The following is a 23625-nucleotide window of genomic DNA, read 5'->3' on the forward strand; positions in this document are numbered from 1 at the left end:
GTAGACGTTAGGGCAATCAGCGTGGGCAGACGGATGAATCGGGGCAGTCGTCGACAAGAGAGTTGACCAAGGTCACAGGGGGGTGTGGGGCAGATCAACTCTTGCCCTCGCCATCGCGGAAACAGTGGATGCAAAGACCGCTATGGCCTCGTCCATCCACAGATCATGCAACGTCCCTTGGAAGATCAGATCGCCCGCCCCCTGCACCAGGGACAGCCTCAACCACACGAGCACAGACACCCACATGGCCAGAGACACCCGCACGAGCATGGTCATCACGCGAGTGTTGTTGATCAAGGACCAACGACTTCGCAACGCCCGGATCGGTTCTCCTTCGGACCTGTCGATGGAGGACACCACGACCACGAAAAGGGACGGGGGCAACCAAAACCGCATCGCCCAGAACACCTCGGCCACGGATTGAGGGAGGAGCGTCCTCATCTCCATGCTGGCCACCACGACAATCACGGCCCGGATCACGCTGGCCATGGCGACACCGAAGGCGAAGACTATGGCGAATGCTGCCCTGAAGGCAGCACGTTCATGCTCCTGAGCCGAACCGACGACATCTCAAGAACGACTCCGGTGGCATCGATCAGAACCACTGATTATCAGAACGCTTACAACCTTGAAAAGTTCTTCACCACGCAGCTTCGCTCCTCCGGTGGCTTCAAAGAGCAGCTGATCAACTTCGAAATGAACAATGGCTGGTTCGATGTGGATGCAGCGGATCCAAGTGCGACATATCAGCCCATGACAGGTTCGGTGTCTCCTTACGCATCAATGAGTCCCTATGCGATTGGAGCCAATGGACGCACCACGGGAGTGGTCGGCAGTTTCAGCGGTGTTCACAACCCAGATGCCAACGCAGAAGGAACCGTTCGCTTCTTGGATGTGGGAAGTGATTTCAAAGTTGATTTCAGCCTCAGCGAAATTGGAAACGTTGGTGGCCCCGACGAGCCAGGTCTCGCCCGCGAACAGTCGGGAAGCAATATCGATCGAGGCATCAACACCACCCAAGGATTCGATTCAGTGAGTGGTGAGGCCTACAACCAATTTCTCGAGGTTGCCCCAAGTGAATCAGCCGAAGGAAGCCTGGAAGTGCGCTTCTCAGGGACAGACTTCAGTGGCACGGCCTGGGAAAACCCCGTTTATGGCTTTGGTTTCTACCTGATGGGCCGTGAGGACAAACGCGATGTTTATCTCGACGTTTATGACGTTAACGACAATCTAATCACCAGCGAATTAACCCACGGAGCAGGGGTCTCCTCCAGCGATGCAGCCATTGAATACATTGCATTCCATGTGTGTGAACAGGAAGAGGATGTCGGACGATTCGTGCTCAGGGAGGAATACGATGGCAACGGCGATCGTGCCGGAGATCGCGACATTTTCTCTATCGACGACCTTACCCTTTTCAGCCGAGCTGGGGGTTCAAGTCGGCCCCTGGAGATCGTCACTGGTCCGGAACGCCTAAAGGATCAGATCACCCGGCACCACAGCTCAGCTGAGAACGGGCATTTCAACGAAACCCGTGGGCGTGATGTCTTCAGCCTGGAAGCTCACAAGCGGTTTGGCAAACGCCATGCAGACAGAATCCTCGATTTCAGGGGAGAGCAGGGAGATGTCATCGAGCTGTCTGCAGAGCTGTTCGATGGCCAAACAGATATCGAGATCGCCAGAGTCGACAATCGGCGGGAGTTAAAACAAATCAGCCGCACGGATGTTGATCTTGTCATCTGGGATCAGAAACACAAGCCCATGTCGATGTTGATGGTCAACGACAATGGTTCAATTCCTGGTTTTGGGAATGGGAAAGGCCTGGTCGCCATCCTCGACAACCCAAATGGATTCGCAGCTGAATCGATCCATATCATTTAACAAAGACCAACAGTGCAAAAAATCGATCCGGCAAGCAAAACCGGCCGGATCGATTCAGCCGTTGGAAGATTTAGCTTGAGTTAAAAGGTGGTTGACTAATGATCAAGGCCAACCAAGCTAAAGCCTGCCAATAATGACAGTACATCTAATTGTTGGAATTAACCAATCACCACGGCAAAACCTTCCCTTCAGCATGCCAAAACGAACCAGTCGTTTCCAGAGATAATTGACCAATTCTATCCAAGAGATTGGAAACAGCCTCTTGTGGAGGGATGCCATCTGAGTTCAAATTCATACGCGTTTGAACCATCCCTGGGTGTAAAACACCAACTGAAATGCCTTGATCCTTCAGGTCAATTGACAAAGATTTGACAGCACTATTAAGCGCCGCCTTCGACATCCGATAACCATATTCACCACCCGAGGTATTGTCTTGAATTGAGCCCATACGGCTGCTCATAAACACGAGCTTACCGCCTGCAGACATGGAAGGAATCAATGCACTCGCAAGAAGGAGAGGTGCCAAGGCATTCACATCAAATTGCTGACGAATACTTGAAGGATCAAGATTGTTCAAATCCATAACATGGTTAATACCTGCATTGAGTATTGCTGTATTGATTTCAAGGCCATTAAGGCGGCCAATCAGATCGGCAATTGACTCCTGCTGACTCAGATCAGGAACCTGCTCAATCCGTACATCCAACTCCCCCAAATCGGCGCTGGTTTCACGGCAAACTGCTATAACAGTGTCCCCGCGAGACTTCAGTTGGCGGCAATATTCAAGACCAATTCCACGGTTTGCGCCTGTGACCAAAAAAACAGACATCTCTTGTGTCCTTATCCATGTGTCCACTCAAAGGTTAGTCAAAAGTTGCCAGTTGTAAATCACGCAGAAAAACAGATCAATTAGAGAGACTATTGGAGCTGAGCAATGTGCCTTCTCCTCATTCAGCCAACAGCATGACGACTTAAGACTATCAGTTGCGCAAGACATGATTACCTAGCATCGAAAGGTGAATCAGACTGGGGGGCCAATGCCTGCAAATGTTGATAAGCAGGGAGAATCAAACCAGCGATCTTCCAATTTCCAATCCCCTGCCTCGACATTTCAAATCCAAGTTTGATGCCAGGCTCGAATCGACCAGAAACCAAATAATTGTTCACACCCTACTATTCCATTTTAACATCGGCAACCTGATTTATTTTACCATCAATCTGTTGCCTACTCTTGATGATTTCACCTTATATGTCCTGAAACGCAATAATTCGACGACATCTTTTTTGTGGCACATCTTTCTCGCCAGTGGAATCAATCAAACCCGCAACCACATTGCAGGTCAAATACGAGTCGAGCAATGTATTTGCAATTAGAATTGCAATAGTGGTACCAAGTGCAGCCATGCCATCATCGCCATCTTCCTCGGACTCTGGAGCAGCTGCTTGAGCCAGACTGAACACCCCATAAGCTTTCAGATCCTCACGAAGCCTGGGGTAATCAATATATTGATTCAACCGCTCACCACCTTTGGTTTCAATCGCTTCGCGAATTGAATTAACTGCTAATTACAGGCTTGCATACCAATAACCGTCTCATCGCAGCGCATCGATCTGAACATGGAAAGAACTCCAGCCCCGCCCGCATTTCCGCTGTGATCAAAAAGCGCTTCTAAGCCAGGGCCACTGAAGCCCCAGGGCATCAAGAGGATCCATCACCAACTTGTTGAGGGCACGGCCGAGCACCACTTGAGGTTCATCGGCGCGGATGGGAATCACCGGATGCTGTTGGTTGGCGGATAACGTGCGACCTTTCACAATTCCGCGCCTGAGCAGTGAGTTCCCCGCTTCCAGGCCGCTCACATAAGCCCGCTCCTGACAGAGCCCTTTGGCGCCATGTTCCTTCTCACCCATACGCACCCAGTCACCGGCACAGACCACCGCATCCAGCGCAGTTTCTAGCGGTGGCCGCTTGCTGAAACTTCCAGGGGAAAACAGTGACACCGAGCTCGGATAACGCCGGACCTCCTGATCGACAACGCGAGCAGTGCGGAAGGTGGGTTGAGTGTTGGGTAACAGGTCCTGCATCAGGCAATCAACGATCTCCTGATCAGTTAATTCAACAATCGCTGAGGCGTTATAAAAATCGCTGGCAATCACGGACCCTTGCGCTGAATCCCTGCCCCAGAGGGCCTGTTGGGAATCACGCTGCAATTGATCCAGCATAAAAAAGGTGGCTCCGGCACCTTTCAAACAGTCAAACCTCGACAACACATTGGCGGGATCTGACACCGACACAAACCGATCCAACCACAAACGGATCGACACCACATCGATGGAACCGAGCGATCCCGCACGCACAAGCTCCGAAGCCAGTTCGCTACATACTGGTGATTGCGACATCAGGGCACCCATCCCTTTGGCGCCCACCGCAAGCACCACAGCATCGACCGTCTCAAGCACACCGCTGTTCCCTGACTTCAAGTTGCGCGTCTCGATCGAGTGAATCGCGCGGGTCTCCGGCGATACATGCAACCGAGTAGCGAGAGTCCCGGCGATCACTTCAAGTTGGTGCTTTTCAGACAACTGCCGGTGCAGAGGAGCGAAGATATGCTCAGCAATACTTTTGGATTTAATCCAACGAACATCAAAAGAATCCTGATGAGCCAGTGCGTAGTAATAAAGAAGCTCCATTGTTACGGCGGCTGACAACTCCTCCGGCGGTTTAAACAGACCAACGAGAAGAATCGGTCTCAGGAAATCAGTGATCATCCGATCAGTGATTCCAATCTTTTTAAACAGCGTTAGCGCACTAATCGAATCGTACTTTCGGTAAGTGTCTTCGCTGCGATTCAGATCGAGCATGGCGTAGAGAAGTCCCGCGATGCTGAGCCGATCCTGAACAGGAAGTCGTTGAAAATGGTTGAGGGTTGCAAAAGCCTGGCCCAACGGGCTCGGCAGAATGGGCGCATCACCAAAAACAGGTGCTGTTGCTTCCAGACCATCTGGCGACCAAAACGCACTGGTGGTGAACTCCGTGAAGATGGTCCCCAAACCCAGCTCAGTGGTGAGTTGATTGATGTTGGGATAGTCCTTCCAGAATCCCCGTGTTCCAGCCTCGAACGGCTTGCCGCTTGCCGTTTCAAGCGATTCACGTCCGGTTGGATCTGCCATCCCATCGATGAGGGTGACACGAACCCCGGCCTGACAAAGCGCCTTGGCCGCGCCCCAGCCTGCCCAGCCAGCACCGATGACAACAACATGGGATGGCTCTGATCCCCGAACATCCGCCTCGGTCATGGGTGGGTCCTGCAGGAGTTCAACCTAGGGATTCAAGCCAGGGCCGCGACTGGTGAGCAGCTGCGAGGGCTTCTTCAATGGATTGGAACACGAACAACAACGTTTTTTAGTGAACAATGACGAGGGCAAAAAACTTGCTGGCGATGGAATGGGCCAATTCAATGAAACCTTTCATGGAAATCTTCAAAACGCTTCAACACCGATTGAAAGATTTTCCTGCCGATTGAGAGATGATTCAACGCATCAGAAGCCAAACAACAGCACCGCCCAGAACGACTCCTTTAAAGAACTGAGCCCAGGTCAACCCATACGTATCCAGTTGAAAGGTACGCATCATCAGGTTGAGGACTTCTTTGTGCTTTCGAATGAGAAGTGGACTATCAGCAGTATTGAGTTGTTGGATCTGCTTGAGCTTGATCTCACCGAGTTTTGGCACGCGATCTTGCCCTGATATAAAACCTCGACAAATGTAGTGCCCGCCGCCATCAACCCAAAGTGGTGGAGTTGTTGGCCCAGGAACCCAGCTGTGCCTTGGACAGCAGCATCAAACGGTTTGTTGTGTTGTACTCGAGCTGAACGCCCTCTGGCCATGACTGAAACCACTGTTCTGGACTTCACACTCAGCAACACCTTTGAAGAGTATCAAGCACATATGAATGCACCTGAACAGCAAGCTATGTTTACGGAGATGGGGGTCAAAACCTTCTACATCGGAGTTTGCAAGGACAACCCAAAGAGGGCAACGGTCATGTTCCAGGGACCGGAAAATGTCCTGTACGACGTCTTTATGAACCCAGAAACCAAACCTGTCGTGGAAGCCTCCGGTCATGTGTACGACGGCACTGTGATCACCCGCTGGCTGGCTTAGAGGCCTGTCCTTGAATCAGCGAGCCTTGAAGGTTTCACAGCCTGTCTCAAGCTGGGATAGGTCACCTTCTTCGCACGCTCGCTGAAAAGTCCCATCGGTTTCAGACTGTCGACGATCTCACTCTTTCGACAAACCCAAACCAGGTGGATGCGGCGTTCCTTCCGTTTCCGATGAAGATCCTTCAGAGCCGCAATACCGCTGATATCCACCCCACTGATCGCGATGGCATCCATAAACAATCAGCAAAAAGGTCATGGGTGAAACCTTTGGACAAATCTAATATCGCTGATGCTTCCAAGAGAGTCATCATCCAAAGAGTGAACGGGAGAGAGCGCTCTAATCCTTAATAGTAAGAAGAGATAGTAAATGGTTGTTTTACACCCAAGTCTGATTGGAACTCCAACCATCACTCTTTTATCTCGTTGATAAGTTCTTCCAACACCTTGTCTAACGAACACCTTGGCCTGACGAACAACTGATTCTTTCAGCAGCTTATTTCATCATGTCTGCCCCGTCGCAAGACGGGGTTTTGATTGTGCGGTTTTGATTGTGCTATGTCGTCATCATCTGTATTGGTCTTATTTTTCTCTCGCTTTCTATCATCAATTAATTGAAAACCTTGTCAGTATAACGACACTGTTGCTGTTCTAAGCCAAATCTTCTTCAGTATTTTAATGGCATTTACGATCAGCTAGGTTGCTCTCTAGTTGCATAGTCCTGAAATAAGCTTGAGGCTTCTTTTAATTTTGATCTTGGGAAGTTCATACGCTCTAATGCCCCCAACAGACTCTTCTCAAGCTCGATCAGTTCATATTCATCTTTGGGGTAATGGTAAACACTCTTGACAACTGATTTGTGTGGAAAGAAATGCCGCCACTCATTGTTCAGGTGGTTGTCGGCAAACGTCCTATTGCTTTGATCAAAATTTGCTGTTATTTCGTTGTAGAGATCCTGATTGAATCCATAAAATTTTTCTAAATGCCAACGTTTTTTGATTGCAATATCCCTTATTTCTTGTCCCCTATTCTTTAATTCCTCAGTATTTACATCCAAGCTGTCACAAATTTCCTTGCAGATCTTTGATAGCCAAATACCTCTTGTTCCGGGTTGTATGTTGACGCTATTGATTGTTTTCGTTTGCCATTCGTTTTGTGGATAGTTGAAACCGATTGCCTGCATGAGATCCTCAACTGGATCACTACTTTTAATGCTGCTCATCACAATATATTTATGATCAATTCCACTGGTATTGAGATTCTCGAATTTCGTACACCAATCAAGTGTCCAGTAGTTTTTTTGTACGCACCAAGACTTCGCAAATTCTGCGAAGTCTCTTCGGTGATACAAACGTCTAATGGTATGGCAATACATTGAATTGATCCAGCTTGCTTGATCTCTTATGAAAAAGATAAGACCTATTTTCGAATTTATTTTGTTGGAAAGAAGTTCCAGCTTTGAGATGCTTCCACTGTTTAGGATTGTTGGGTGTAGCCATTCAGAACTCAGTAATTTGCATTTATTTCCCTTTTTACGAATAAACTTTAACTGTTGAATGGCGTCTATCTCTCCATTATTGAAGTGACGAGCAAACGTTTTCGCGTCCGACTTTTTGGCAACAAAAACACCTCTTTGCTGTAGGTGTTGTCTATTAACTTGAAGGATGTCTTGGATATAGCTGCTAGCTGTTTTGTGTGGTCCAGCATGAATCCAAAACATAAAATCATTCGGAAACAGTTGCTTGAATGATCGGTGACCATTCTCGGTTGCCTACATTTATGTCCTCAGTCGAAAAATCTAGAATCGACCATTGGCTAGGCAACATCACTTCTTTGAACCCCATTTATAATTGTTGTTTTATAAAGATAACATTGTTGTGGCCCAAAAGGCAAGAGATGCAGTTTGCGACTATTCGATGGTTCCTGCTCGATTGTGAATTATGACAGTCGCTTTAAGGTGGCGAGTGGAGCAGTTCATGAATGCTGTGAATCCAGTTTTATCGTATTTGTTATTTCGAATATATTCCATTGAGTTATTACCAATACGAGCCCAGCAGTGCTCACTGCCGCTGTCGCCTTCCCAGTGATTACATCAGCTATGGGTCGCAATCCTTGGAATAATACATAACAAAGTATAGCATAGAGAAGATAAAAGAGCCAATCACTGCCTATATCTATTCCTTTGCTTAAAAGGATTACTAGTTCGACTGCGGCAATTCCAAGAGTTAAAGCTATTGCAACCTTATCCGAATTCAATGTGAGTAATCAGCTTGTCCTTTCTAGCAAAGTCCTAAGTTATTAGCCCTCGACGTCAAGCCATTCTTGCAATCATACTTGCCTCGCTTCAAAGCGAAAGCTATCAAACAAAAAGGAACTGCAGAAAACTTTTGCTGTAAAACTTTTGCTGAATAAAAGTTACGCTGAAGTTTCTTGCTGATGACTTGCGCTCACGTCACAAGCAAGTGACAATAAGTTGTCTACAATTAATCCCTCCACTAGTTTATTTTTTTGTTTGAGCCACCCCAGAGGAACAGAGGGGGTTTAATGTCTAAAAAATCTCACAGCACATTTAGGGTTCTATAGGTTTTTTTACTTCGGGAAAACACCAGCAGTAGTATTTTTATTGCCAGCCAAGCGTCATCGCAACTTAAGTTCGGGAAAGCCCTAACTTCTGACAGATGCTGACACAGAAAGGGGGTCTCCGCATATAACTAAAGATTTTCCATAGCACTTGTTAGGTTCATATGAGACGAAGGCTTTCACGAACTCACTAGAACTTAAGGCACGTAGATAGTAGATGAAAGGAATGGCCAGCCGCTCAATCAATAACGCAGCAAGGGACAGTCCTTAAAAACTTCTTCAGCCAGAACAGCGTCGATTGCTTGCTTCTTGGATACAAATCCTACTTTGTCCTCCATGTAGCCCTTCTGGGCTACATGGAGATTGTCCATTGAAATTTCTTCGTTCAGATATAGGTCACATAATTGCGCAAAAGCACCAGCAGAATATGCGTATGCGTAGACCAAGAACCATCTTTTCCATGGATTGAGTGGTAGATGCGATTGAGTTCGAGCGCTGGCGTAGGCCACTAAGGCATAGAAAGGGATTAGGATGGACAGAGTTACTGAAGTAGTTAATTTTGAAGCTCTTTCCACTCTTTGGTGCTCTCCTTCTTTCAGCGGCACCAGTTCAGGCTTTTGAAACATTTGAAGAAATAGTGAAACCTTGTGAAGCATCAGAAAAAACAATGGAAGCATGTTTTGCATCGGCTGTTTATTTTGCTTCGCTTTAGAGTCTTTTGATCCTTTGTCGTCAAAGGGAAGTCGGTGACATAACCCAAAAGACGTTTACTGAGGCACTAAGAGATCTTGCGGGATCGATGACAGAAGAAATTGAAAAGATGGCTTGGAATCGAGCAGTTAAAGAGCTGCCAGATAGTTATCCGAATTGCCCCATTAAACCTATTCCCTAGTTTTCATCATCAGTTCTTTCACGCTAGTCCTATGAAACTCATTCGACACATCGGAGCACTGCTCCTCTCAGCGTCACCTGTCATTGCTGATGACTTTGTATACGTTAAGTGCAAGGCAACCATTAAAAGTACTGTGTTTGATTGGAACCTCATCAAGCAGGTCAAAGAATGGGGGCAAGACGCTGTAATCTTTTACAAATTAGATATCAATAAGAAAATAGTGTTTGTTTCACCAGAACCTGAGATTGCAAATCAGTTTGATACGGATTTAAATTGGCCTGGATGAGCTGCGTGGAAAGCAGTGAATACAATGGGAAGCACATTTAGTGAAGACATTACACATCTTCAATACGACCCTCCAGGTGAAGTTGTTGGCACATTGTTCCAAAAGGATAGAGACCGCAATCTGGAATACGGGGGCACTCTCAGTGGAAGTTGTGAAGCATCGGATGCTTCTGCCTATGAGGCGAGCAAATGAAACTATCAATGCTCTTGGGTGCTCTACTCTTCAGCATCATCAGTTCTTTCAGGCTAGACCTATGAAACTCATTCCACTCATCGGTGCACTAGTTCTTTCAGCCCTTGCCATTCCTATGAATGCACAATTGTCGAAACAAGATGTAACTCAAACTTGGCACCGAGGTGCATTCCAGTGGGAGGATAAAAAACAATTTGCCTCTTACAAGTTTCTGGGAAATGGGTCTGAATTTGCAGTTGCTTTTATCTATTCAGGTAGTGCTGTTAGATGGGATCTGCGTATGCCTTCGCTTAGTATTATTGATTGCAAAACTGTAGCAACTATCGGTGGGTGGATTGTGCCTGAGGCTACCAATGACCAGCTTCTTAAAGACTCTAATGAGCTTACTAAGCAAACGGATCAATTCGCAGCTGACTTCTGCGCTACACACAAATCTATCTTTCCAGAAGCTGGTATCTACAATGGCATGGAGATGTAGCAGGCATCAGCTGTAAACAGAAAACCCTATGAAACTATTTCCACTCATCGGTGCACTGCTTCTTTTAGCAGCACCAGCTCAAGCCTCTCCGACACCTGAGTAGATAAAACAAACCTGCGAAGCTTCAGAAAAAGTATTGGATGCATGTTATGGAACAGGAATGTATATGTCTTCGATCACAGGGTTTGCAGTGCTTTGTATGCTAAGGGAAGCCGGTGAAATAACACCAAAGGTATTTGCAGAGACAGAGAAAAGACTTGGGAATGGAACAGAACAAGAGTATGAAAAGGTTATGTGGAATGAAGGGATAAAAATTGTATTGGAAGAATATCCAAATTGTCCACTCAAACCTATTCCCTAGTTGATGCCTTCAACATCACAGTTCTTTCAGGCTAGTCCCATGAAACTTCTTCCAATCATCTGTACTCTGCTCCTTTCAGCAGCACCAGTTCAGGCATATGAGACATGGGAGGAATTACAAAGTGCTTGTGCAGCAAAAAAAGAGATTAGTGAAATATGTCAAGGAGTTGCTGATTACGTTGGTTCAGGAATGGCGGTACTTACGCTTTGTGAATTTTATCGAGATGGCATGATTGCAGCAGAGGATATAATTAGAAACTGGGAGGTAATTAGCAGAGGTTTTGGGACCGAGAGCACTTGGGCGATTGCCGGAATAAAATTTGCTTTAAAAAGATATCCGAATTGTCCAATTAAACCTCTTCACTAGTTGATGCCTGCAAGTTATCCTTGTCACGGCGTGATTAGAACCAAAAGCGTTGATGTGGTTCCAATCCCAAGCCAGAGCTTTTTGGTGGGACCAGTAGTTCGTAATAACTCCCCTTCGTGCTGTCGTATTGACACGTCCATCTTTTCACCGGCATGTCCTGCCCCTTCTCCTGACATGCATTCATGGCTGCGGATTGATCCGCATAAGCGTTGGGGTTGAGTGCTTTACAGCTCGTCAACAGAAGGACGCTCAACAGCAAAACGAAATTCATGGGTCTTCTCACGTTCTCTTATCCGCTAAACACAATTATATAGCCGAAGAGCTGAACCAGTTGAATATGTCATAGGTCATTTGTCAGGATTTATAGGTGGTTAAAAAGGTTATTTATTGCTTACCACCCAATCACCCATAGCCACCTCTTACGCAGCTTCTAGGATCGAAAAATATTAAAAATCAAAAAGCCGAAGAACAATTCATTCATTCAGACAGTGGAGAAGCACAAAGAGGCAACTAGAAAGCAACAGGTATTTGGTTGAATCAATCCATGACAGGCTAGATTGAAAATTGATTAAGACGATTACTTAAAAAAACCTGTCTAAATATTGAAACCTTATTTCCCAACTTGTCTGAAAATAACGATCAGATCAACCATGTTGCTCTCGATCCATCTCTGATTTGTCATGATTCTGGGTGGTGAGCTCGGCGCACTCTCCCAAGCCATCCTTGCAGTCGATGTAAGCAAATCCAAGTTGCTTGCCCAGAGCCTCCATCAAACCTTGCTCCCCAGGATCAAGCTCACAACCATGTTCATCGCAGAGAATCCCTGATCCCCGCTTCGACAGCTGGCAAGTATCGGTGCGCAAAGACCCATCAAGTGAAACACGCACAGTCTTAATGTTCAAAGGATTGGAGTATTGCCTGCTTCATAGGCTAATGCCGAATCAACACCCGGGGAGGCATCAGCTGCTAACACCACACAAGAACAAACCAAAGACGGCAATCCTTACCAAGGCAAGAACAATCACTAACAATGAGATCAACAGTCATGGGCTCAGCGATCATTTCAATGTTGGCACGCCGCGCATTAAGTATCATAATTTAATCGGATCGATCGACCTCAAAGACAAACATTGCAAGCCAGGTGCTTGACCACTCAACCATAACAATGAAATCGCGATAGGCCATGAAAAACAGCTACAGATACACTTGTAGACAAACACAAAAAGTCCCAAAAGAGTGACTCCACACCCACACAAACAAAACGACATCAACGCAACAAGTACACCGACAACTTCAACATTGTGATGACAGTACAATCCCAGTCGGTGGCCGAAGAGCTCGAGATCAGCCTGGCCGGTAAAAAGGTGCGACTTGCCCTTGAAAGACGGGGATCGGAACCGAATGAGATCTGGCTACTTCTCCCTGCTTTAAGCACCGTTTCAAGCCAAAGTGAATGGGACACATTGGCCGACAATATTGACCGAAAGGCTCAGTTGTGGAGCTTCGATTGGCCAGGCTTTGGTGAAAGCGATCGCCCTGCAATTAACTATGACGCTTCAACACTTAGCATCGCATTGAATGCTGTTCTGGATTATCTGGTAAGTAACGGAACAACCCAAATCAATGTGATGGCGGCTGGTCACAGTGCATCCATTGCACTGGGCCTCGCGGAAGAGCGCTCAGAGCAGTGGAAACAACTGGTGCTTGTGGCGCCAACCTGGCGTGGACCATTGCCAACAATGACAGGCTGGAATCCAGAACGATTCCATTGGCTGCGGAAGCTGGTGTCACTGCCGGTGATCGGTTCGCTTCTCTACAGACTGAACACCAGCCGTGCCGTTCTGAAGCTGATGCTGCGCCGACACGTGTGGGTCAACCCGGAAATGCTCAGCCCGGCACAGATTCGAGAACAACAACGTCTGAGTCGCAGGAAGGGTGCACGCTTCGCCAGCGTGTCATTTGTCAGTGGAGGATTTGACCCTGCCACGCACAGCGACTGGTGGTTGGACAAGGCTGAAAAATTGCACTGTCCGCTGCATGTTGTTTTGGCTGAACAGGCGCCGCCACGATCAAAGGGGGAGATGCGAGAACTGGCCAGCAAAGCCGATCGAGTCTCTGTGATCAAAGGTCGATTGGGCCTGCACCAGGAATTCGGGGCCGAGCTGGCTGCCTTGATCTCCCACTGAGCAAACTCGAACTCAAAATCAGCGCCATCACAAACCCCAAAAACTGAACCATCACCACAGATGGACCCGATGGAAGATTGGTTAGTCCGGAAACAAGCAAACCGAGGAGTGCGCAACTTCCCCCCAAGGCAGCGGAAGCAGAGATGTAATAGGGAAAACGACGGCACAGCAAACGACCGGCACAGGCCGGAATGACCACGAAAGCACTGATCAACAAAACGCCGACTGCCTTAATGGAAACAGCAACCACCACGGCCAACAACACAATGAAAGCAAGCCGGTGCCAGCCAGTGCGTACACCAACAGCACCAGCAAGTTGTTCGTTCAACGTAAGAAGAACCTGAGCACGCAAACTAACGCCGACATAGATCACGGCAGCTGTGAGCAGAACGCCAATAACAACAAGATCAAGATTGCTGACGCCAAGGATGTCTCCAAAAAGCAGCCGACGAATACCACCGCGATAGTGTTTTACAAGGCTCAGGGCAAGAATCGCAGCCGCCAGGGAACTCGAATAAACGATATTCAGAAGGGCATCTGTTGGGAGTGAACTACGTTCAACGAGTTGGTTGACAAGAATGGCAAAAACCACCGCAAACGGAATGAGAATCAGCGTTGGATTGACACCAATCAAGATTCCGATGGTGATGCCCAACAAAGCTGAGTGACCAAGAGCATCACTGAAGAACGACAACTGCCGCAAAACGGCAATGCTGCCGAGCACTCCACCCAGCGCTCCCGTCAATAACCCACCCAGCAACGCACGCTGCATAAACGATTCAGCGAGAATCAACTGCAAGGAACCGGCATCAACCATGGCACTGGTGTCGATAGGGAACGACGTTGGACCCATACAGCTCAGTTAGCCGTTCCGGAGTGAGTGTGTTGTCCGGTGTGCCGCTACAGCAGAGGCGCCTGTTTAAGCAGAGAACCTGGTCACTGCTGCGACGCACCATGTCCAGATCGTGGGAAACATGCAAAACAGTCCATCCTTCTTCACGACGCAACTCAAGCAGTAGTTGCTGAAATCGTTCGTTTGATGGCACATCAAGCCCTGCCTGTGCCTCATCAAGCACCAAAAGTTGGCGAGGCCGCACAACACAGAACGACAGCATCACACGTTTCAGTTGGCCCCCGGATAATTCACTGAGCAAACGATGTTGGAGATCAAGACATCCAGTGCGATCAAGGGCGGTCTCAACCGCTTCAAGCCGTTGCATCGTCTGGCGCCAGGGCCAACGGGGGCCAGGGGGATCAAAGCCAAAACCGACAAACTCTGCAACCGTCAGTGGGAAACGGCCCTGCAGAGACAAACTCTGGGGCACATAAGCAATCTTTGATCTGATAAAACCCGGAAGGTGGCCGTTGGAAGCCAGGGAACGGCCAAGGATCTCAACATCACCAGCAGACCTTGGCAGCAGACCTAGCAAGGCAGCAACCAAGGTGCTTTTGCCAGCACCGTTTGGACCGACGACAGCGGTCTCGCTTTCACTCGCAAGTTCAAACGAGACCTTCTCGACAGCAAGACGACCTGAACGTTCGACCGAGAGGTCGCTCACGACAAGAACTGGGCTCTGCATCAAAGGTCAGTTCCCGATGGCCTTGACAAGGTTGTTGACGTTGGAGCGCATTACATCAAGGTAAGTGTCTGGAAGCTTTGACGAATCTTCAGAGCCAGTCTCCAATGGGTTGAATTCAACGATATTCACCCCCAGGTCTTTCGCCAACGCGTTGAAAGATCGGTTCCCCTCTTGCGGTTCGGTGAGTAGAGCCTTGAGGCCTGAAGATTTAACCTGCGCACTCACACGCTGGAGGTCAGCAGGACTTGGGTTCATTTCGGGGAGATCAACCAAAAATTCAGCCTTCAGTGAATAACGATTGGCAAAATATGTTGCAAAATCGTGAAATGCAACAAAGGTCTTTCCCTTATAGGGCTTCAACAAGACTGTCAGTTCGGTATTCAAATCCTCCAGCTTTGCCGTAAAGGATTCAGCATTTTTCTTGTACCCATCTGCACAGGCTGGATCAGCTGCAACTAAACCATCTCTGATGTTTTCAACCTGTTGAACAGCGCGCAGAGGATCCAACCAGATGTGCGGGTCAAACTCGCCATGACCATGTGAGTGCCCACCACTATCGCCAGCAGCGACAGTCTGATCATCATGGGCCTCAGCATGATCTTCATGATCTTCATGACCTCCCCCAGCCGCCTTAATCGTGGCCACACCCTGACTAGAATCAATCACAACAAGATTCTGATTTCCAGCAGAAGACACCAGATCTTCCAAGAACTCCTCGATACCCAATCCGTTCTGAACAAGAACCGACGCCTGGCTTAAAGCAGCTAAGTCTGAGGGTGAAGCCTGAAAGTCATGAGGACCCAGACTCGGTGGAATCAAGGAAGTGACCTCTGCACATTCTCCAGCAACAGCTTCAGTAAACAATGTAATTGGAAGAAACGTCGTTACGACCTTCAACCCCTCATCTTTGGAAGCAACATCTTCGGTGGTGGTAGGCGTCCCGCATGCGACAATGCTTAAAAGGATTGAAACCGCACTTAACCGAGAAAACAAAGAAGCCATTCAGCGACGAAAGCCAGAGAAAGTAAAATCGAAAAGATGCTTAACAGCATCTGTAAGAATGGTAATCATTCTCACAGGTGCACGCCAGTGTCATTATGCTGGCTTCAGAAGTATGTGATCCAACGATGTATCAAAAAGTACCAGTTACAATTCTGACGGGTTATCTTGGATCCGGAAAAACTACGCTGTTAAATAAAATTTTAAGCGAAGAACATGGAAAGCGAATCGCGGTAATCGAAAATGAATATGGAGAAGTTGGCATTGATCAAGGGCTCGTGATCAACGCAGATGAGGAGGTATTTGAGATGTCCAATGGATGTATATGTTGCACAGTCAGAGGTGATTTAATAAGAGTCTTGGGCAATCTAATGAAGCGAAGAGACAAGTTCGACTATGTCCTTGTTGAAACGACTGGACTGGCGGACCCGGGTCCTGTTGCTCAAACATTTTTTATGGATGAGGAGATTCGAGAAGAGTTCACCCTGGATGGCATCGTGACACTTATTGATGCCGCCCATATTGATCAACAGCTCGAACGCAGCCAAGAGAGTTCGGAACAAGTTGCATTTGCCGATGTACTGATTCTGAATAAATCAGATTTAGTCAAAGAGGATTCGTTGGTCAAATTGGAATCCAGGTTACGCGATATGAATTCAATGGCGCAGGTTGTGCGAAGTACACAAGCTGATGTATCGGTAGAAAGCGTCCTAAATCTGAGCGCATTCGACTTAGATCAAGTATTAGAACGGCGTCCTACATTTCTCGAACCTGAATATCCGTTTGAGTGGACAGGTGTTTATCAATTAGATGAGGGACATTATCAGATGATTCTGGAGGAGGGCCCTGATCCAGAAATGTCACTCATAGGCATACCTGAACAGAAAGAGGATGAAGAGTCCTTAAAGGAGAGTGCGGAACAATGCGTTCGAATGTATGCACTTCCTGCCACGGCTATCAATCCTGGTGATTCGATTCCGATGAACCAGCATCTGAATCTTCAACTTGAATCAAGTGGTTCCAAAACATTTCACTTTAATTCAAAAGCAAACACAACTATTGGTTTTTATGCACAACATACTGCCGAAGAATTCGATTTGAAGATCATCAAAGAAACCTCCTCTGTAACGACATCACCCACAGCAGAACAAACCTTTACCCCGATCAAGCCCATCAAAGAACGCGTTTGGGTAGCAGAGCATGAGCATGATGATGAAGTGGGTTCAATGGTAATTGAACGCGTTGGCAACGTGGATCCAGACAAACTGAATCAATGGATCGGGCAACTCCTAGCCGAGAAGGGAGTGGATATCTTTCGAACCAAAGGTTTTATCAGCTACCCAAATGAATCCAGACGAATCGTTTTCCAAGGGGTGCATATGCTGTTCACTGCCCAACCTGGTCAAGAGTGGGGGGATGAACCACGGCGCAACCAGCTTGTATTTATCGGCCGTAATCTCGATGAAGATCAAATACGCAAGGACTTCGATCAATGCCTGATATGAAAGCCTTTGCCCCTCAGGGCATGCTTCATGAGGGTTGGAGCGCACAAGCAGATGACTATGCCCTCACCTGTGGATGGGGGGAGAAAGGCAAAACACTTCTCGTTGGAGACGTTGCTGGGGGACTTTATGCATTCAATGCTGATTCGGGCAACTTAATTTGGACCAAGAAAGAGGTCCATCAAGGAGGGTTGCTCGCCTTAGCGATTCACCCAGAGGGAGATCGAGTCGCAACATCCGGACAAGATGGATCTGTCGTGGTGTGGGATGCAACAACCGGGGATGTACTCCACCAAATTCAACCCGGCAAGAGCTGGGTAGAACATCTTGCCTGGTCGGACAATGGACAAACGCTGGCAGTCGCTTCTGGACGACACGTTCACCTTTACAGCAGCGATGGCATAGAACAATGGAAAACAGATGCGCATCCAAGCACCGTTAGCGCAATCTCTTGGTCGAAGCCTGATGAGCTGGCATCGGCCTGTTATGGCCGGGTCACATTTTTCAACCTCACCGAACAGCAAGAAGATCAGAAACTTGAATGGCAAGGATCACTTGTTTCCATGGTGCTAAGCCCCGATGGTGACATTGTCGCTTGTGGAAGTCAGGACAACTCTGTTCATTTCTGGCGGCGGACAACAGGAATGGATGCTGAAATGACAGGCTATCCAGGCAAGCCAAGTCAACTTGCCTTTGATCAAAGCGGCCGATTTTTGGCAACCGGTGGAAGTGATCAAATCATCGTCTGGAATTTTCAGGGGAAGGGCCCTGAAGGGTCACTGCCCGGGCAACTCGTCCTTCATCCGGAGCCAATCTCAAGCCTTGCCTTTGCAAATCAAAGATTAGTCCTTGCTTCAGGTTCAAGAGACGGCTCAGTGTTTGTGTGGTTTCTAGATAAAAACGGCGATGGGAACCCTTTAGGAGGGGCGTTCGTGGGTGAACGCGTCAGTGAAGTGTGCTGGAAGCCGAACGACAGCGCCTTGGCAGCCATCGATGCAGAAGGGGGCATCAATGTGTGGGATTTTAAAATCAGAGAGGGAAAAAACTCCTAACCGCAATCAATAACTCAGCGGATAATAACGACGAGATTATTTTAAAATGAAGGTTAAATCAAAACCCTTTGAACAATATCAGGACAAATAAGTAGTAAGCGATACACCAACAGTCAAGCTGCGCATGCAATCCAAAGAAAACCAAAAGAATCACCTATAATTGATAGAGCGAACAAAACCCGTACACCTCTCCAGGAAGCCATGGCCTCATTCACTTGGGACGAATCCACACTTTCCGCAGACTGTCCAAGCCTTGCATCCATGGCACAGCGCTTTGAAGAAGCAGCCGCCCTGATGCGCCAACTGGATCAAAGTGGTTTTCAGTTAGAGAATCATCAAGGCAGTCGAGTCATTAAGCATCAGAACAAAGAGGTATTTACAAGCTTTGGCTTTGTTCTTGAGGGCAAATAATAAATCCAGAAGGCTTCACAACACGCTTCAAACTCAAGCTATTGAACACCAGGAACATCAAAAAGAAGTCTTATCATTGTTTTAGCGAATAGCCATTGCACAAAATTATCATGCAATCAAAAATAATTTTTTCAACCGATATCTATGGTTCATAGAAGTTTGTTCTTCTGTTTGCTGAACAACGCATTCCTCCTTGATAGAATTCTAGTGTTGGTGAATCCACCTTTGCCGTCTGAGAATGTCAAAATTTATGCTTTCGGCAGTGAATCTAAGCGACTGTTGTTTTGAACGTTTTGGTACTGCAATACTGCCGATCGAAGACATGACCCCCCAGAGTGATAAGGACGCAATCCTCAAATTTGATGATGAAAACTTGAGGTACTACATCATGCGCCTTCGGCGACGACCAGCGAAAGTGTCAAGCATGACCCGTCATCAAAAAGCAACGCAATGCTTGGGGTCAGCCGATGCTCAACCATGGTGGATGGTTGTAGCTGAACCTGGGTTGGCTGGGGAGCAACTCAGCGAAGCAACAACACTTTTGGTGAGGGTTGAAGCGGGTGAAGCCATGAAGTTACACCAGGGAACATGGCATGCGGGTCCATTTTTTCTTGCTTCAAGTGCATTGTTCTTCAACCTGGAGTTAAGTGATACGAATCTCACAGACCACAATTCGCATCCCTTACCAACTCCCATAAAACTCAGATTAGATTGAAAGTGGTTGAAAACATGCGATACGCAATAGCCGTCCAAAAAAAGAGGCTAGTTTGACCTAGCCCCCCAACGCCTCGCAAACTCAACACAACCACCATAAAATAATGGTGGCTTGTCAGATACCAATGCTAAATATCTGACAATACCATCATGCCTTGGCTTAACTTGAAATACATCCTACAAATGTAGGGGTTCATCGATTTGAGGCTCAACAACGAACGACAAACAGAAATAACAGTAGGGATCGTTACCATGCAAAAACAAAGACTCTCGATTCATTAACGCCGAAAGGGCGTGAATTGTCGAGCAGCATAACCGTCCTATAACCACCCACACGACACTCACCAGAAAAGTGATGAGCGGTTGCATTCTTCAAACCAATATTGAAGCAAAAAGCAAAACGCCTTGCAGAAAATATGAAAACAGCATATAGTACTTAAAACAAGAATTCAAATGACTAAAAAGCTCAAGAAAAAAATCAAGAAATCGAATAAAATTGTAGAGAAAGATTTGCTCGGCAATCAAGGAGAAGTTTATTTTTCATCAGATTTTGACGAAAATTCTGTCTATTTCGAAGGATTTGACTCTTTAACTGGAACAATTGTGACTGGCTCATATGATTTCAACAAAAAAGGCGGTGTAACATCATATGGATTTTCCATTGGAGATTCCGACGGAATTGCTTTTACGCATTCATTCGAGCTAGAAAACAACAAAAGCTTTAAAAAGAGTGCCAAACATCTCCGTAGTATTTTTGATGAAGACACGACGTATGCCAACATCTTATCCAATGCATTATCCACAGGTAACTGCCAAGCAATCGCAAATTATCTGGATGGTTTAAGTGGAGTCGCTTCAGGGAGCATGTCAACAGCTGCTGGCGTTGGTAACGGAGATCTCTGCTACGCCTAGTAGAACATATGAAAGATCAAATAATTATAATTTAAAGAACAGCTTTTTGCTCACATTCTGCAATTACAAATACTTTAATCCAATAATTCAATAACAACTTTAGTGCATCAATATAAAAGGATGAGTTCAATCATTGGTCGCATTAATTGCTTCAACATTTAAAAGTCCATTTTGACCATACTGTAGTCGCAATTTTCGTTATAATTGACGCCCGCTTCCGATCATCATGAAATCGATCATCGCCATTTTTTTCGCAGCCGTTATGTGGGTACAGGTACCGCAATGGAAAGATGATTGGTCGAGGTGTGCCGTCGACGTCCCCGATGCAAGTTGCCATTGGTACATCGTTGCTCCTGACAATACATTTGGTGAGGGTTTCAACTGGGCAAGTGCACCATGGTTTGATGCCCATGGGTTGACTGATATTGCAGAACTTGATAACACCATGGTAAAAATTCATCAGCTCGCCACAACCGAGAGTTGAGGAAAGATCAAATCAACCGCAGAAAATTCAAACAATATTATTGAGTGACAATTCAACTATTACCCCGATGAGTATCAAATAATTATGAGTACTCAAACTTAAAACATAAGCATTATAAAATTCTACTGCATACTCTGATATTATTTTAGTGCATATTCAATATTTATCTGAATCTGATTCGGTTCTCATTTTAGGGATTGACCTTTACTATCATCAGGATTTTCATCTTTGCGGCACATCCATTTCGGCAAGGGCTTGCCTTCTTCATCCTTACAGTCCTTCAAAATGGATGAATCAATTTCTTTTTGCAGCTTCTCAGCCTCTTGTTTGATGCTATCCACATCAAAACTACAACCCGTAATAACGGCAGCGACAGCAAGAGAGGCAGAAACAGCACGAATCATAGGACAACTGAATTTCATGTGTTTTAGCAATGGATCAACGCCTATTCAACCATTGTGAACCAACCTGATGGGCAATTAGCATCGGAACACATCAATAACGACAAAGGGAATGATGGGAGTGGTCTACCAACGTGTACAACTGGTAATCCATAAAAAAATCAAGGAGGGACCCAAAAACGGATCATCACACGATTGCTTAACAAGTAGACGGTTTACTGTATGCAAAGCTGGAGTTCCAAAAAATTTTGTCAATTCACAGAGATCACTCTGATTGATTAATACACGTTCAATTCATCAAGGCCTGTTGAACCGAGGCACTTGTCTGTAGCTATTTGTACAATCAGAATGACGTTGAAGCCCTATAAAACAAGTAGGGTTGGCAACTAATCTTGGTCAAAGATCATCGTCCTAAGACTGGGGATGATGATATTGGTAAAGCCCTGTTCTTTCACGTAACACTCTGTTGAACATGTCACTGCGCAGCTACCTCGCCAAAGATGCTATTCAGCATGTCGGTGTAAATGTAGATGATATGGATGTATCAAAGAAATTTTATGGCGAGATTCTCGGTGGAGTTTTCATTGCAGAGATCACGGGAATCGATGGAGAAGAGTGGACAACGATCTTGAATGGTCTGGTTGATTCAGCACCACAACTGGGTTCTGGCGATGCATTAGACGTTTGCTTTTATTCATTCGGCAATTCTGCAATTGAATTGCTTCGCTATTACAACAAAGAGACCGGCAAGACCCACAGTGCTCACCCATGCATGGATGCCAACAAACAGGGCGTGGCTGGAAAGCATATTTCGTTCAACTTAGCTGAAGATATTAATGCCAAAGAGTTCCTCAAAAAGCTATGCGAAGCGACAAAAGACATGCCATATGTGTCACTCAATAAGGATGATTTGCATCACCTCGGTCCGGATGGAGCCCTTGGTGGTTGGAATTGCTTCTTTATGTCTGGTCCCAATGGTGAACGCATCGAGTTCAACCAAATCCCCAAAGGAAAATGCAATGCTGACACAAATTTCTCCGCTGCCGCACAACAATTCCGCAGTTCCATAGACTAGAAACGCAAAAATATGTTCCAGAACAACCTCTCCTTCATTCTCAATATCCAAAGCAACAGTTAAATCACAAACTTTAGATTAATGCATTCGATTTCTAAATACTCCAAACTTTACAGGCGCATTTAAATCACTAAATCAATAGCAACAAATCGCATTGCTACGGTTCCAATTGTGCTAATACTCTATGCATGGATGAAATATAAAATCAAGCCAAAATTGGATCAATAATGGCATCACATTGAGCTCCTTTCCGTTCATGTTGCCTGCAGATATGCCCATCATTCCATCTCCAAACCCAAGGAAGGCTGCGGCGCACCCAACTCAAACAATGGTGATCGCCAAGGCAGACAGGAATAAATTCCGTAGCGTAATTGAATGCAGGATCTCTCAAGGACTGGTTGAGCACCAGGCTGCCAGCATCACCAGAGACTGACCGGTGATAGGTACCAACAGGAATTTGCAAAGCACCCATGGCACGAACAATATGAATCACATGGTGGGGCTGGGGCCAGGCTGGATTCAGAAGAGTGAAAATACGTTCGCCTTCAATGACAAGATTATGGTCCACTTGATGTTGGTGGACGTAATACTGCTCCGAGCCATCCAGATCTGGAGGAGAGATGGCAGCGCCATAGTGCGCAACAACATCCGTGCCATTGCTACCTGGAACGCCAGCATCAAAAAAGGTCACAGAAGGTGTTTCCCTGAAAACATGAATTGGTATGAAGTGAAGTCGCATGATTAACACTCCGGGGTGAACAGAACTGGCATCGCGTTGATTACAAAGGATCCGATTCAGGATCCGAACCATCTGCAATGAAAGGGCAAAGAATGGTTTAGACCCAATCTTCGCTGATCAAGAGTGGTGTGATCCATGCAAGATCAGATGGCAAAACGATGGTTTAAATCTCCGATCATTCATGGCAGCTCCGCCTATCAGACACTCACTATTGGCTGCTCAAGAGTAAAAGACAACCCGTATTAAGGCTGATTGCCATTTTTGCCAAGCCGCCCGACAGTAGTAATGAATTGCTGATTTTTCTTAGAAAAAAGCTGAACATATCGATTCAAGGCAAACAAGTTGAATTTAAAACAGTGAAATCGAAAAATGA

General features: G+C 46.5%; 28 protein-coding genes and 1 pseudogene. 15 read left to right on the top strand and 14 right to left on the bottom strand.

Annotated elements, in window-relative coordinates:
• Nucleotides 1-72: 72 nt before the first annotated feature.
• Nucleotides 73-489, bottom strand: coding sequence for a hypothetical protein (locus SIB64_RS11760; RefSeq protein ID WP_413440382.1), 417 nt, complete (start codon nucleotides 487-489; stop codon nucleotides 73-75).
• Nucleotides 490-543: 54 nt separating this feature from the next.
• Between SIB64_RS11760 and SIB64_RS11765 the strand changes: the two genes are divergently transcribed.
• Nucleotides 544-1881, top strand: a complete 1338-nt coding sequence (locus tag SIB64_RS11765) for a hypothetical protein (protein WP_413440383.1) — start codon at nucleotides 544-546, stop codon at nucleotides 1879-1881.
• A 166-nt stretch (nucleotides 1882-2047) separates the two neighbouring features.
• Here SIB64_RS11765 and SIB64_RS11770 read toward each other — a convergent pair whose 3' ends face one another.
• From SIB64_RS11770 to SIB64_RS11780, 3 genes and pseudogenes are all read right to left on the bottom strand, one after another.
• On the bottom strand, nucleotides 2048-2710 hold the full coding sequence (locus SIB64_RS11770; RefSeq protein WP_413440384.1) for an SDR family oxidoreductase: 663 nt from the start codon (nucleotides 2708-2710) through the stop codon (nucleotides 2048-2050).
• Nucleotides 2711-3126: 416 nt separating this feature from the next.
• Nucleotides 3127-3435 (bottom strand): annotated as a pseudogene (locus SIB64_RS11775) (DUF2939 domain-containing protein); the annotation flags it as partial.
• A 102-nt stretch (nucleotides 3436-3537) separates the two neighbouring features.
• Nucleotides 3538-5178: an FAD-dependent oxidoreductase gene (locus SIB64_RS11780; protein ID WP_413440385.1), complete on the bottom strand. Its 1641-nt coding sequence runs from the start codon at nucleotides 5176-5178 to the stop codon at nucleotides 3538-3540.
• A gap of 52 nt (nucleotides 5179-5230) precedes the next feature.
• Between SIB64_RS11780 and SIB64_RS11785 the strand changes: the two genes are divergently transcribed.
• Nucleotides 5231-5629, top strand: coding sequence for a hypothetical protein (locus SIB64_RS11785; RefSeq protein ID WP_413440386.1), 399 nt, complete (start codon nucleotides 5231-5233; stop codon nucleotides 5627-5629).
• A 138-nt stretch (nucleotides 5630-5767) separates the two neighbouring features.
• Entirely contained in the window at nucleotides 5768-6046 is a 279-nt protein-coding gene (locus SIB64_RS11790; RefSeq protein WP_413440387.1) for a DUF3764 family protein, read from the top strand.
• On the opposite strand, the gene SIB64_RS11795 is transcribed toward SIB64_RS11790, so the two are convergent.
• The 3 genes from SIB64_RS11795 to SIB64_RS11805 all read right to left on the bottom strand — a co-directional run bounded on the left by SIB64_RS11795 (nucleotide 6043) and on the right by SIB64_RS11805 (nucleotide 9308).
• Nucleotides 6043-6279, bottom strand: coding sequence for a hypothetical protein (locus tag SIB64_RS11795; protein ID WP_413440388.1), 237 nt, complete (start codon nucleotides 6277-6279; stop codon nucleotides 6043-6045). The genes SIB64_RS11790 and SIB64_RS11795 overlap by 4 nt on opposite strands.
• Nucleotides 6280-6733: 454 nt before the next feature.
• Nucleotides 6734-7762, bottom strand: coding sequence for a hypothetical protein (locus SIB64_RS11800; RefSeq protein WP_413440389.1), 1029 nt, complete (start codon nucleotides 7760-7762; stop codon nucleotides 6734-6736).
• 1102 nt (nucleotides 7763-8864) lie between these two features.
• Complete coding sequence (locus SIB64_RS11805) at nucleotides 8865-9308, bottom strand: hypothetical protein (protein WP_413440390.1); 444 nt, start codon at nucleotides 9306-9308, stop codon at nucleotides 8865-8867.
• 237 nt (nucleotides 9309-9545) lie between these two features.
• Here SIB64_RS11805 and SIB64_RS11810 point away from each other — a divergent pair, with 237 nt between their 5' ends.
• From SIB64_RS11810 to SIB64_RS11825, 4 genes are all read left to right on the top strand, one after another.
• Nucleotides 9546-9800: a hypothetical protein gene (locus SIB64_RS11810; protein ID WP_413440391.1), complete on the top strand. Its 255-nt coding sequence runs from the start codon at nucleotides 9546-9548 to the stop codon at nucleotides 9798-9800.
• 253 nt (nucleotides 9801-10053) lie between these two features.
• On the top strand, nucleotides 10054-10470 hold the full coding sequence (locus SIB64_RS11815) for a hypothetical protein (protein WP_413440392.1): 417 nt from the start codon (nucleotides 10054-10056) through the stop codon (nucleotides 10468-10470).
• Nucleotides 10471-10636: 166 nt separating this feature from the next.
• The gene (locus SIB64_RS11820; RefSeq protein WP_413440393.1) at nucleotides 10637-10831 is read left to right on the top strand and encodes a hypothetical protein; all 195 of its coding nucleotides are present in this window, start codon (nucleotides 10637-10639) and stop codon (nucleotides 10829-10831) included.
• Between the two features lie 39 nt (nucleotides 10832-10870).
• Nucleotides 10871-11197, top strand: a complete 327-nt coding sequence (locus SIB64_RS11825) for a hypothetical protein (protein ID WP_413440394.1) — start codon at nucleotides 10871-10873, stop codon at nucleotides 11195-11197.
• A 34-nt stretch (nucleotides 11198-11231) separates the two neighbouring features.
• Here SIB64_RS11825 and SIB64_RS11830 read toward each other — a convergent pair whose 3' ends face one another.
• Nucleotides 11232-11468: a hypothetical protein gene (locus SIB64_RS11830; protein ID WP_413440395.1), complete on the bottom strand. Its 237-nt coding sequence runs from the start codon at nucleotides 11466-11468 to the stop codon at nucleotides 11232-11234.
• 373 nt (nucleotides 11469-11841) lie between these two features.
• Entirely contained in the window at nucleotides 11842-12084 is a 243-nt protein-coding gene (locus tag SIB64_RS11835) for a hypothetical protein (RefSeq protein ID WP_413440396.1), read from the bottom strand.
• A gap of 417 nt (nucleotides 12085-12501) precedes the next feature.
• Here SIB64_RS11835 and SIB64_RS11840 point away from each other — a divergent pair, with 417 nt between their 5' ends.
• On the top strand, nucleotides 12502-13383 hold the full coding sequence (locus tag SIB64_RS11840; RefSeq protein ID WP_413440397.1) for an alpha/beta fold hydrolase: 882 nt from the start codon (nucleotides 12502-12504) through the stop codon (nucleotides 13381-13383).
• Here SIB64_RS11840 and SIB64_RS11845 read toward each other — a convergent pair.
• The 3 genes from SIB64_RS11845 to SIB64_RS11855 are packed head-to-tail and all read right to left on the bottom strand — an operon-like array spanning nucleotide 13319 to nucleotide 15965.
• Entirely contained in the window at nucleotides 13319-14200 is an 882-nt protein-coding gene (locus SIB64_RS11845; RefSeq protein ID WP_413443011.1) for a metal ABC transporter permease, read from the bottom strand. The genes SIB64_RS11840 and SIB64_RS11845 overlap by 65 nt on opposite strands.
• The gene (locus tag SIB64_RS11850) at nucleotides 14193-14963 is read right to left on the bottom strand and encodes a metal ABC transporter ATP-binding protein (RefSeq protein ID WP_413440398.1); all 771 of its coding nucleotides are present in this window, start codon (nucleotides 14961-14963) and stop codon (nucleotides 14193-14195) included. Before SIB64_RS11850 ends, SIB64_RS11845 begins: the two co-directional genes overlap by 8 nt.
• A gap of 6 nt (nucleotides 14964-14969) precedes the next feature.
• A complete protein-coding gene (locus tag SIB64_RS11855; RefSeq protein ID WP_413440399.1) occupies nucleotides 14970-15965 on the bottom strand; it encodes a metal ABC transporter solute-binding protein, Zn/Mn family in 996 nt (331 codons plus the stop codon).
• Nucleotides 15966-16090: 125 nt separating this feature from the next.
• On the opposite strand from SIB64_RS11855, the gene SIB64_RS11860 reads away from it, so the two are divergent.
• The 6 genes from SIB64_RS11860 to SIB64_RS11885 all read left to right on the top strand — a co-directional run bounded on the left by SIB64_RS11860 (nucleotide 16091) and on the right by SIB64_RS11885 (nucleotide 21037).
• The gene (locus tag SIB64_RS11860; RefSeq protein WP_413443012.1) at nucleotides 16091-17467 is read left to right on the top strand and encodes a CobW family GTP-binding protein; all 1377 of its coding nucleotides are present in this window, start codon (nucleotides 16091-16093) and stop codon (nucleotides 17465-17467) included.
• Nucleotides 17455-18516: a WD40 repeat domain-containing protein gene (locus SIB64_RS11865; protein ID WP_413440400.1), complete on the top strand. Its 1062-nt coding sequence runs from the start codon at nucleotides 17455-17457 to the stop codon at nucleotides 18514-18516. The genes SIB64_RS11860 and SIB64_RS11865 overlap by 13 nt, the downstream gene beginning before the upstream one ends.
• 261 nt (nucleotides 18517-18777) lie before the next feature.
• Nucleotides 18778-18927, top strand: a complete 150-nt coding sequence (locus tag SIB64_RS11870) for a hypothetical protein (RefSeq protein WP_413440401.1) — start codon at nucleotides 18778-18780, stop codon at nucleotides 18925-18927.
• Between the two features lie 250 nt (nucleotides 18928-19177).
• The gene (locus tag SIB64_RS11875) at nucleotides 19178-19642 is read left to right on the top strand and encodes an ureidoglycolate lyase (protein WP_413440402.1); all 465 of its coding nucleotides are present in this window, start codon (nucleotides 19178-19180) and stop codon (nucleotides 19640-19642) included.
• Nucleotides 19643-20094: 452 nt separating this feature from the next.
• Complete coding sequence (locus tag SIB64_RS11880) at nucleotides 20095-20553, top strand: hypothetical protein (protein ID WP_413440403.1); 459 nt, start codon at nucleotides 20095-20097, stop codon at nucleotides 20551-20553.
• 226 nt (nucleotides 20554-20779) lie between these two features.
• A complete protein-coding gene (locus SIB64_RS11885; protein ID WP_413440404.1) occupies nucleotides 20780-21037 on the top strand; it encodes a hypothetical protein in 258 nt (85 codons plus the stop codon).
• Between the two features lie 185 nt (nucleotides 21038-21222).
• Here SIB64_RS11885 and SIB64_RS11890 read toward each other — a convergent pair whose 3' ends face one another.
• Nucleotides 21223-21441 (bottom strand): hypothetical protein, encoded by a 219-nt coding sequence (locus SIB64_RS11890; RefSeq protein WP_413440405.1) that lies wholly within the window; start codon nucleotides 21439-21441, stop codon nucleotides 21223-21225.
• Nucleotides 21442-21910: 469 nt separating this feature from the next.
• Here SIB64_RS11890 and SIB64_RS11895 point away from each other — a divergent pair, with 469 nt between their 5' ends.
• Nucleotides 21911-22513, top strand: coding sequence for a VOC family protein (locus SIB64_RS11895; RefSeq protein ID WP_413440406.1), 603 nt, complete (start codon nucleotides 21911-21913; stop codon nucleotides 22511-22513).
• Between the two features lie 205 nt (nucleotides 22514-22718).
• On the opposite strand, the gene SIB64_RS11900 is transcribed toward SIB64_RS11895, so the two are convergent.
• A complete protein-coding gene (locus SIB64_RS11900; protein ID WP_413440407.1) occupies nucleotides 22719-23252 on the bottom strand; it encodes a hemagglutinin in 534 nt (177 codons plus the stop codon).
• Nucleotides 23253-23625: the final 373 nt, after the last annotated feature.

The organism is Synechococcus sp. MIT S1220 (genome assembly GCF_047303025.1).
Lineage (GTDB): Bacteria > Cyanobacteriota > Cyanobacteriia > PCC-6307 > Cyanobiaceae > Parasynechococcus.

Bases quoted from the DNA above. Each gene is read 5' to 3' on its own strand.
- SIB64_RS11760 (WP_413440382.1), bottom strand. From the start codon at position 489: ATGGCCAGCGTGATCCGGGCCGTGATTGTCGTGGTGGCCAGCATGGAG.
- SIB64_RS11765 (WP_413440383.1), top strand. From the start codon at position 544: ATGCTCCTGAGCCGAACCGACGACATCTCAAGAACGACTCCGGTGGCA.
- SIB64_RS11770 (WP_413440384.1), bottom strand. From the start codon at position 2,710: ATGTCTGTTTTTTTGGTCACAGGCGCAAACCGTGGAATTGGTCTTGAA.
- SIB64_RS11780 (WP_413440385.1), bottom strand. From the start codon at position 5,178: ATGACCGAGGCGGATGTTCGGGGATCAGAGCCATCCCATGTTGTTGTC.
- SIB64_RS11790 (WP_413440387.1), top strand. From the start codon at position 5,768: ATGACTGAAACCACTGTTCTGGACTTCACACTCAGCAACACCTTTGAA.
- SIB64_RS11795 (WP_413440388.1), bottom strand. From the start codon at position 6,279: ATGGATGCCATCGCGATCAGTGGGGTGGATATCAGCGGTATTGCGGCT.
- SIB64_RS11800 (WP_413440389.1), bottom strand. From the start codon at position 7,762: ATGTTTTGGATTCATGCTGGACCACACAAAACAGCTAGCAGCTATATC.
- SIB64_RS11805 (WP_413440390.1), bottom strand. From the start codon at position 9,308: ATGCAAAACATGCTTCCATTGTTTTTTCTGATGCTTCACAAGGTTTCA.
- SIB64_RS11810 (WP_413440391.1), top strand. From the start codon at position 9,546: ATGAAACTCATTCGACACATCGGAGCACTGCTCCTCTCAGCGTCACCT.
- SIB64_RS11815 (WP_413440392.1), top strand. From the start codon at position 10,054: ATGAAACTCATTCCACTCATCGGTGCACTAGTTCTTTCAGCCCTTGCC.
- SIB64_RS11820 (WP_413440393.1), top strand. From the start codon at position 10,637: ATGTCTTCGATCACAGGGTTTGCAGTGCTTTGTATGCTAAGGGAAGCC.
- SIB64_RS11825 (WP_413440394.1), top strand. From the start codon at position 10,871: ATGAAACTTCTTCCAATCATCTGTACTCTGCTCCTTTCAGCAGCACCA.
- SIB64_RS11830 (WP_413440395.1), bottom strand. From the start codon at position 11,468: ATGAATTTCGTTTTGCTGTTGAGCGTCCTTCTGTTGACGAGCTGTAAA.
- SIB64_RS11840 (WP_413440397.1), top strand. From the start codon at position 12,502: ATGACAGTACAATCCCAGTCGGTGGCCGAAGAGCTCGAGATCAGCCTG.
- SIB64_RS11845 (WP_413443011.1), bottom strand. From the start codon at position 14,200: ATGGTTGATGCCGGTTCCTTGCAGTTGATTCTCGCTGAATCGTTTATG.
- SIB64_RS11850 (WP_413440398.1), bottom strand. From the start codon at position 14,963: ATGCAGAGCCCAGTTCTTGTCGTGAGCGACCTCTCGGTCGAACGTTCA.
- SIB64_RS11855 (WP_413440399.1), bottom strand. From the start codon at position 15,965: ATGGCTTCTTTGTTTTCTCGGTTAAGTGCGGTTTCAATCCTTTTAAGC.
- SIB64_RS11860 (WP_413443012.1), top strand. From the start codon at position 16,091: ATGTATCAAAAAGTACCAGTTACAATTCTGACGGGTTATCTTGGATCC.
- SIB64_RS11865 (WP_413440400.1), top strand. From the start codon at position 17,455: ATGCCTGATATGAAAGCCTTTGCCCCTCAGGGCATGCTTCATGAGGGT.
- SIB64_RS11870 (WP_413440401.1), top strand. From the start codon at position 18,778: ATGGCACAGCGCTTTGAAGAAGCAGCCGCCCTGATGCGCCAACTGGAT.
- SIB64_RS11875 (WP_413440402.1), top strand. From the start codon at position 19,178: ATGCTTTCGGCAGTGAATCTAAGCGACTGTTGTTTTGAACGTTTTGGT.
- SIB64_RS11880 (WP_413440403.1), top strand. From the start codon at position 20,095: ATGACTAAAAAGCTCAAGAAAAAAATCAAGAAATCGAATAAAATTGTA.
- SIB64_RS11885 (WP_413440404.1), top strand. From the start codon at position 20,780: ATGAAATCGATCATCGCCATTTTTTTCGCAGCCGTTATGTGGGTACAG.
- SIB64_RS11890 (WP_413440405.1), bottom strand. From the start codon at position 21,441: ATGATTCGTGCTGTTTCTGCCTCTCTTGCTGTCGCTGCCGTTATTACG.
- SIB64_RS11895 (WP_413440406.1), top strand. From the start codon at position 21,911: ATGTCACTGCGCAGCTACCTCGCCAAAGATGCTATTCAGCATGTCGGT.
- SIB64_RS11900 (WP_413440407.1), bottom strand. From the start codon at position 23,252: ATGCGACTTCACTTCATACCAATTCATGTTTTCAGGGAAACACCTTCT.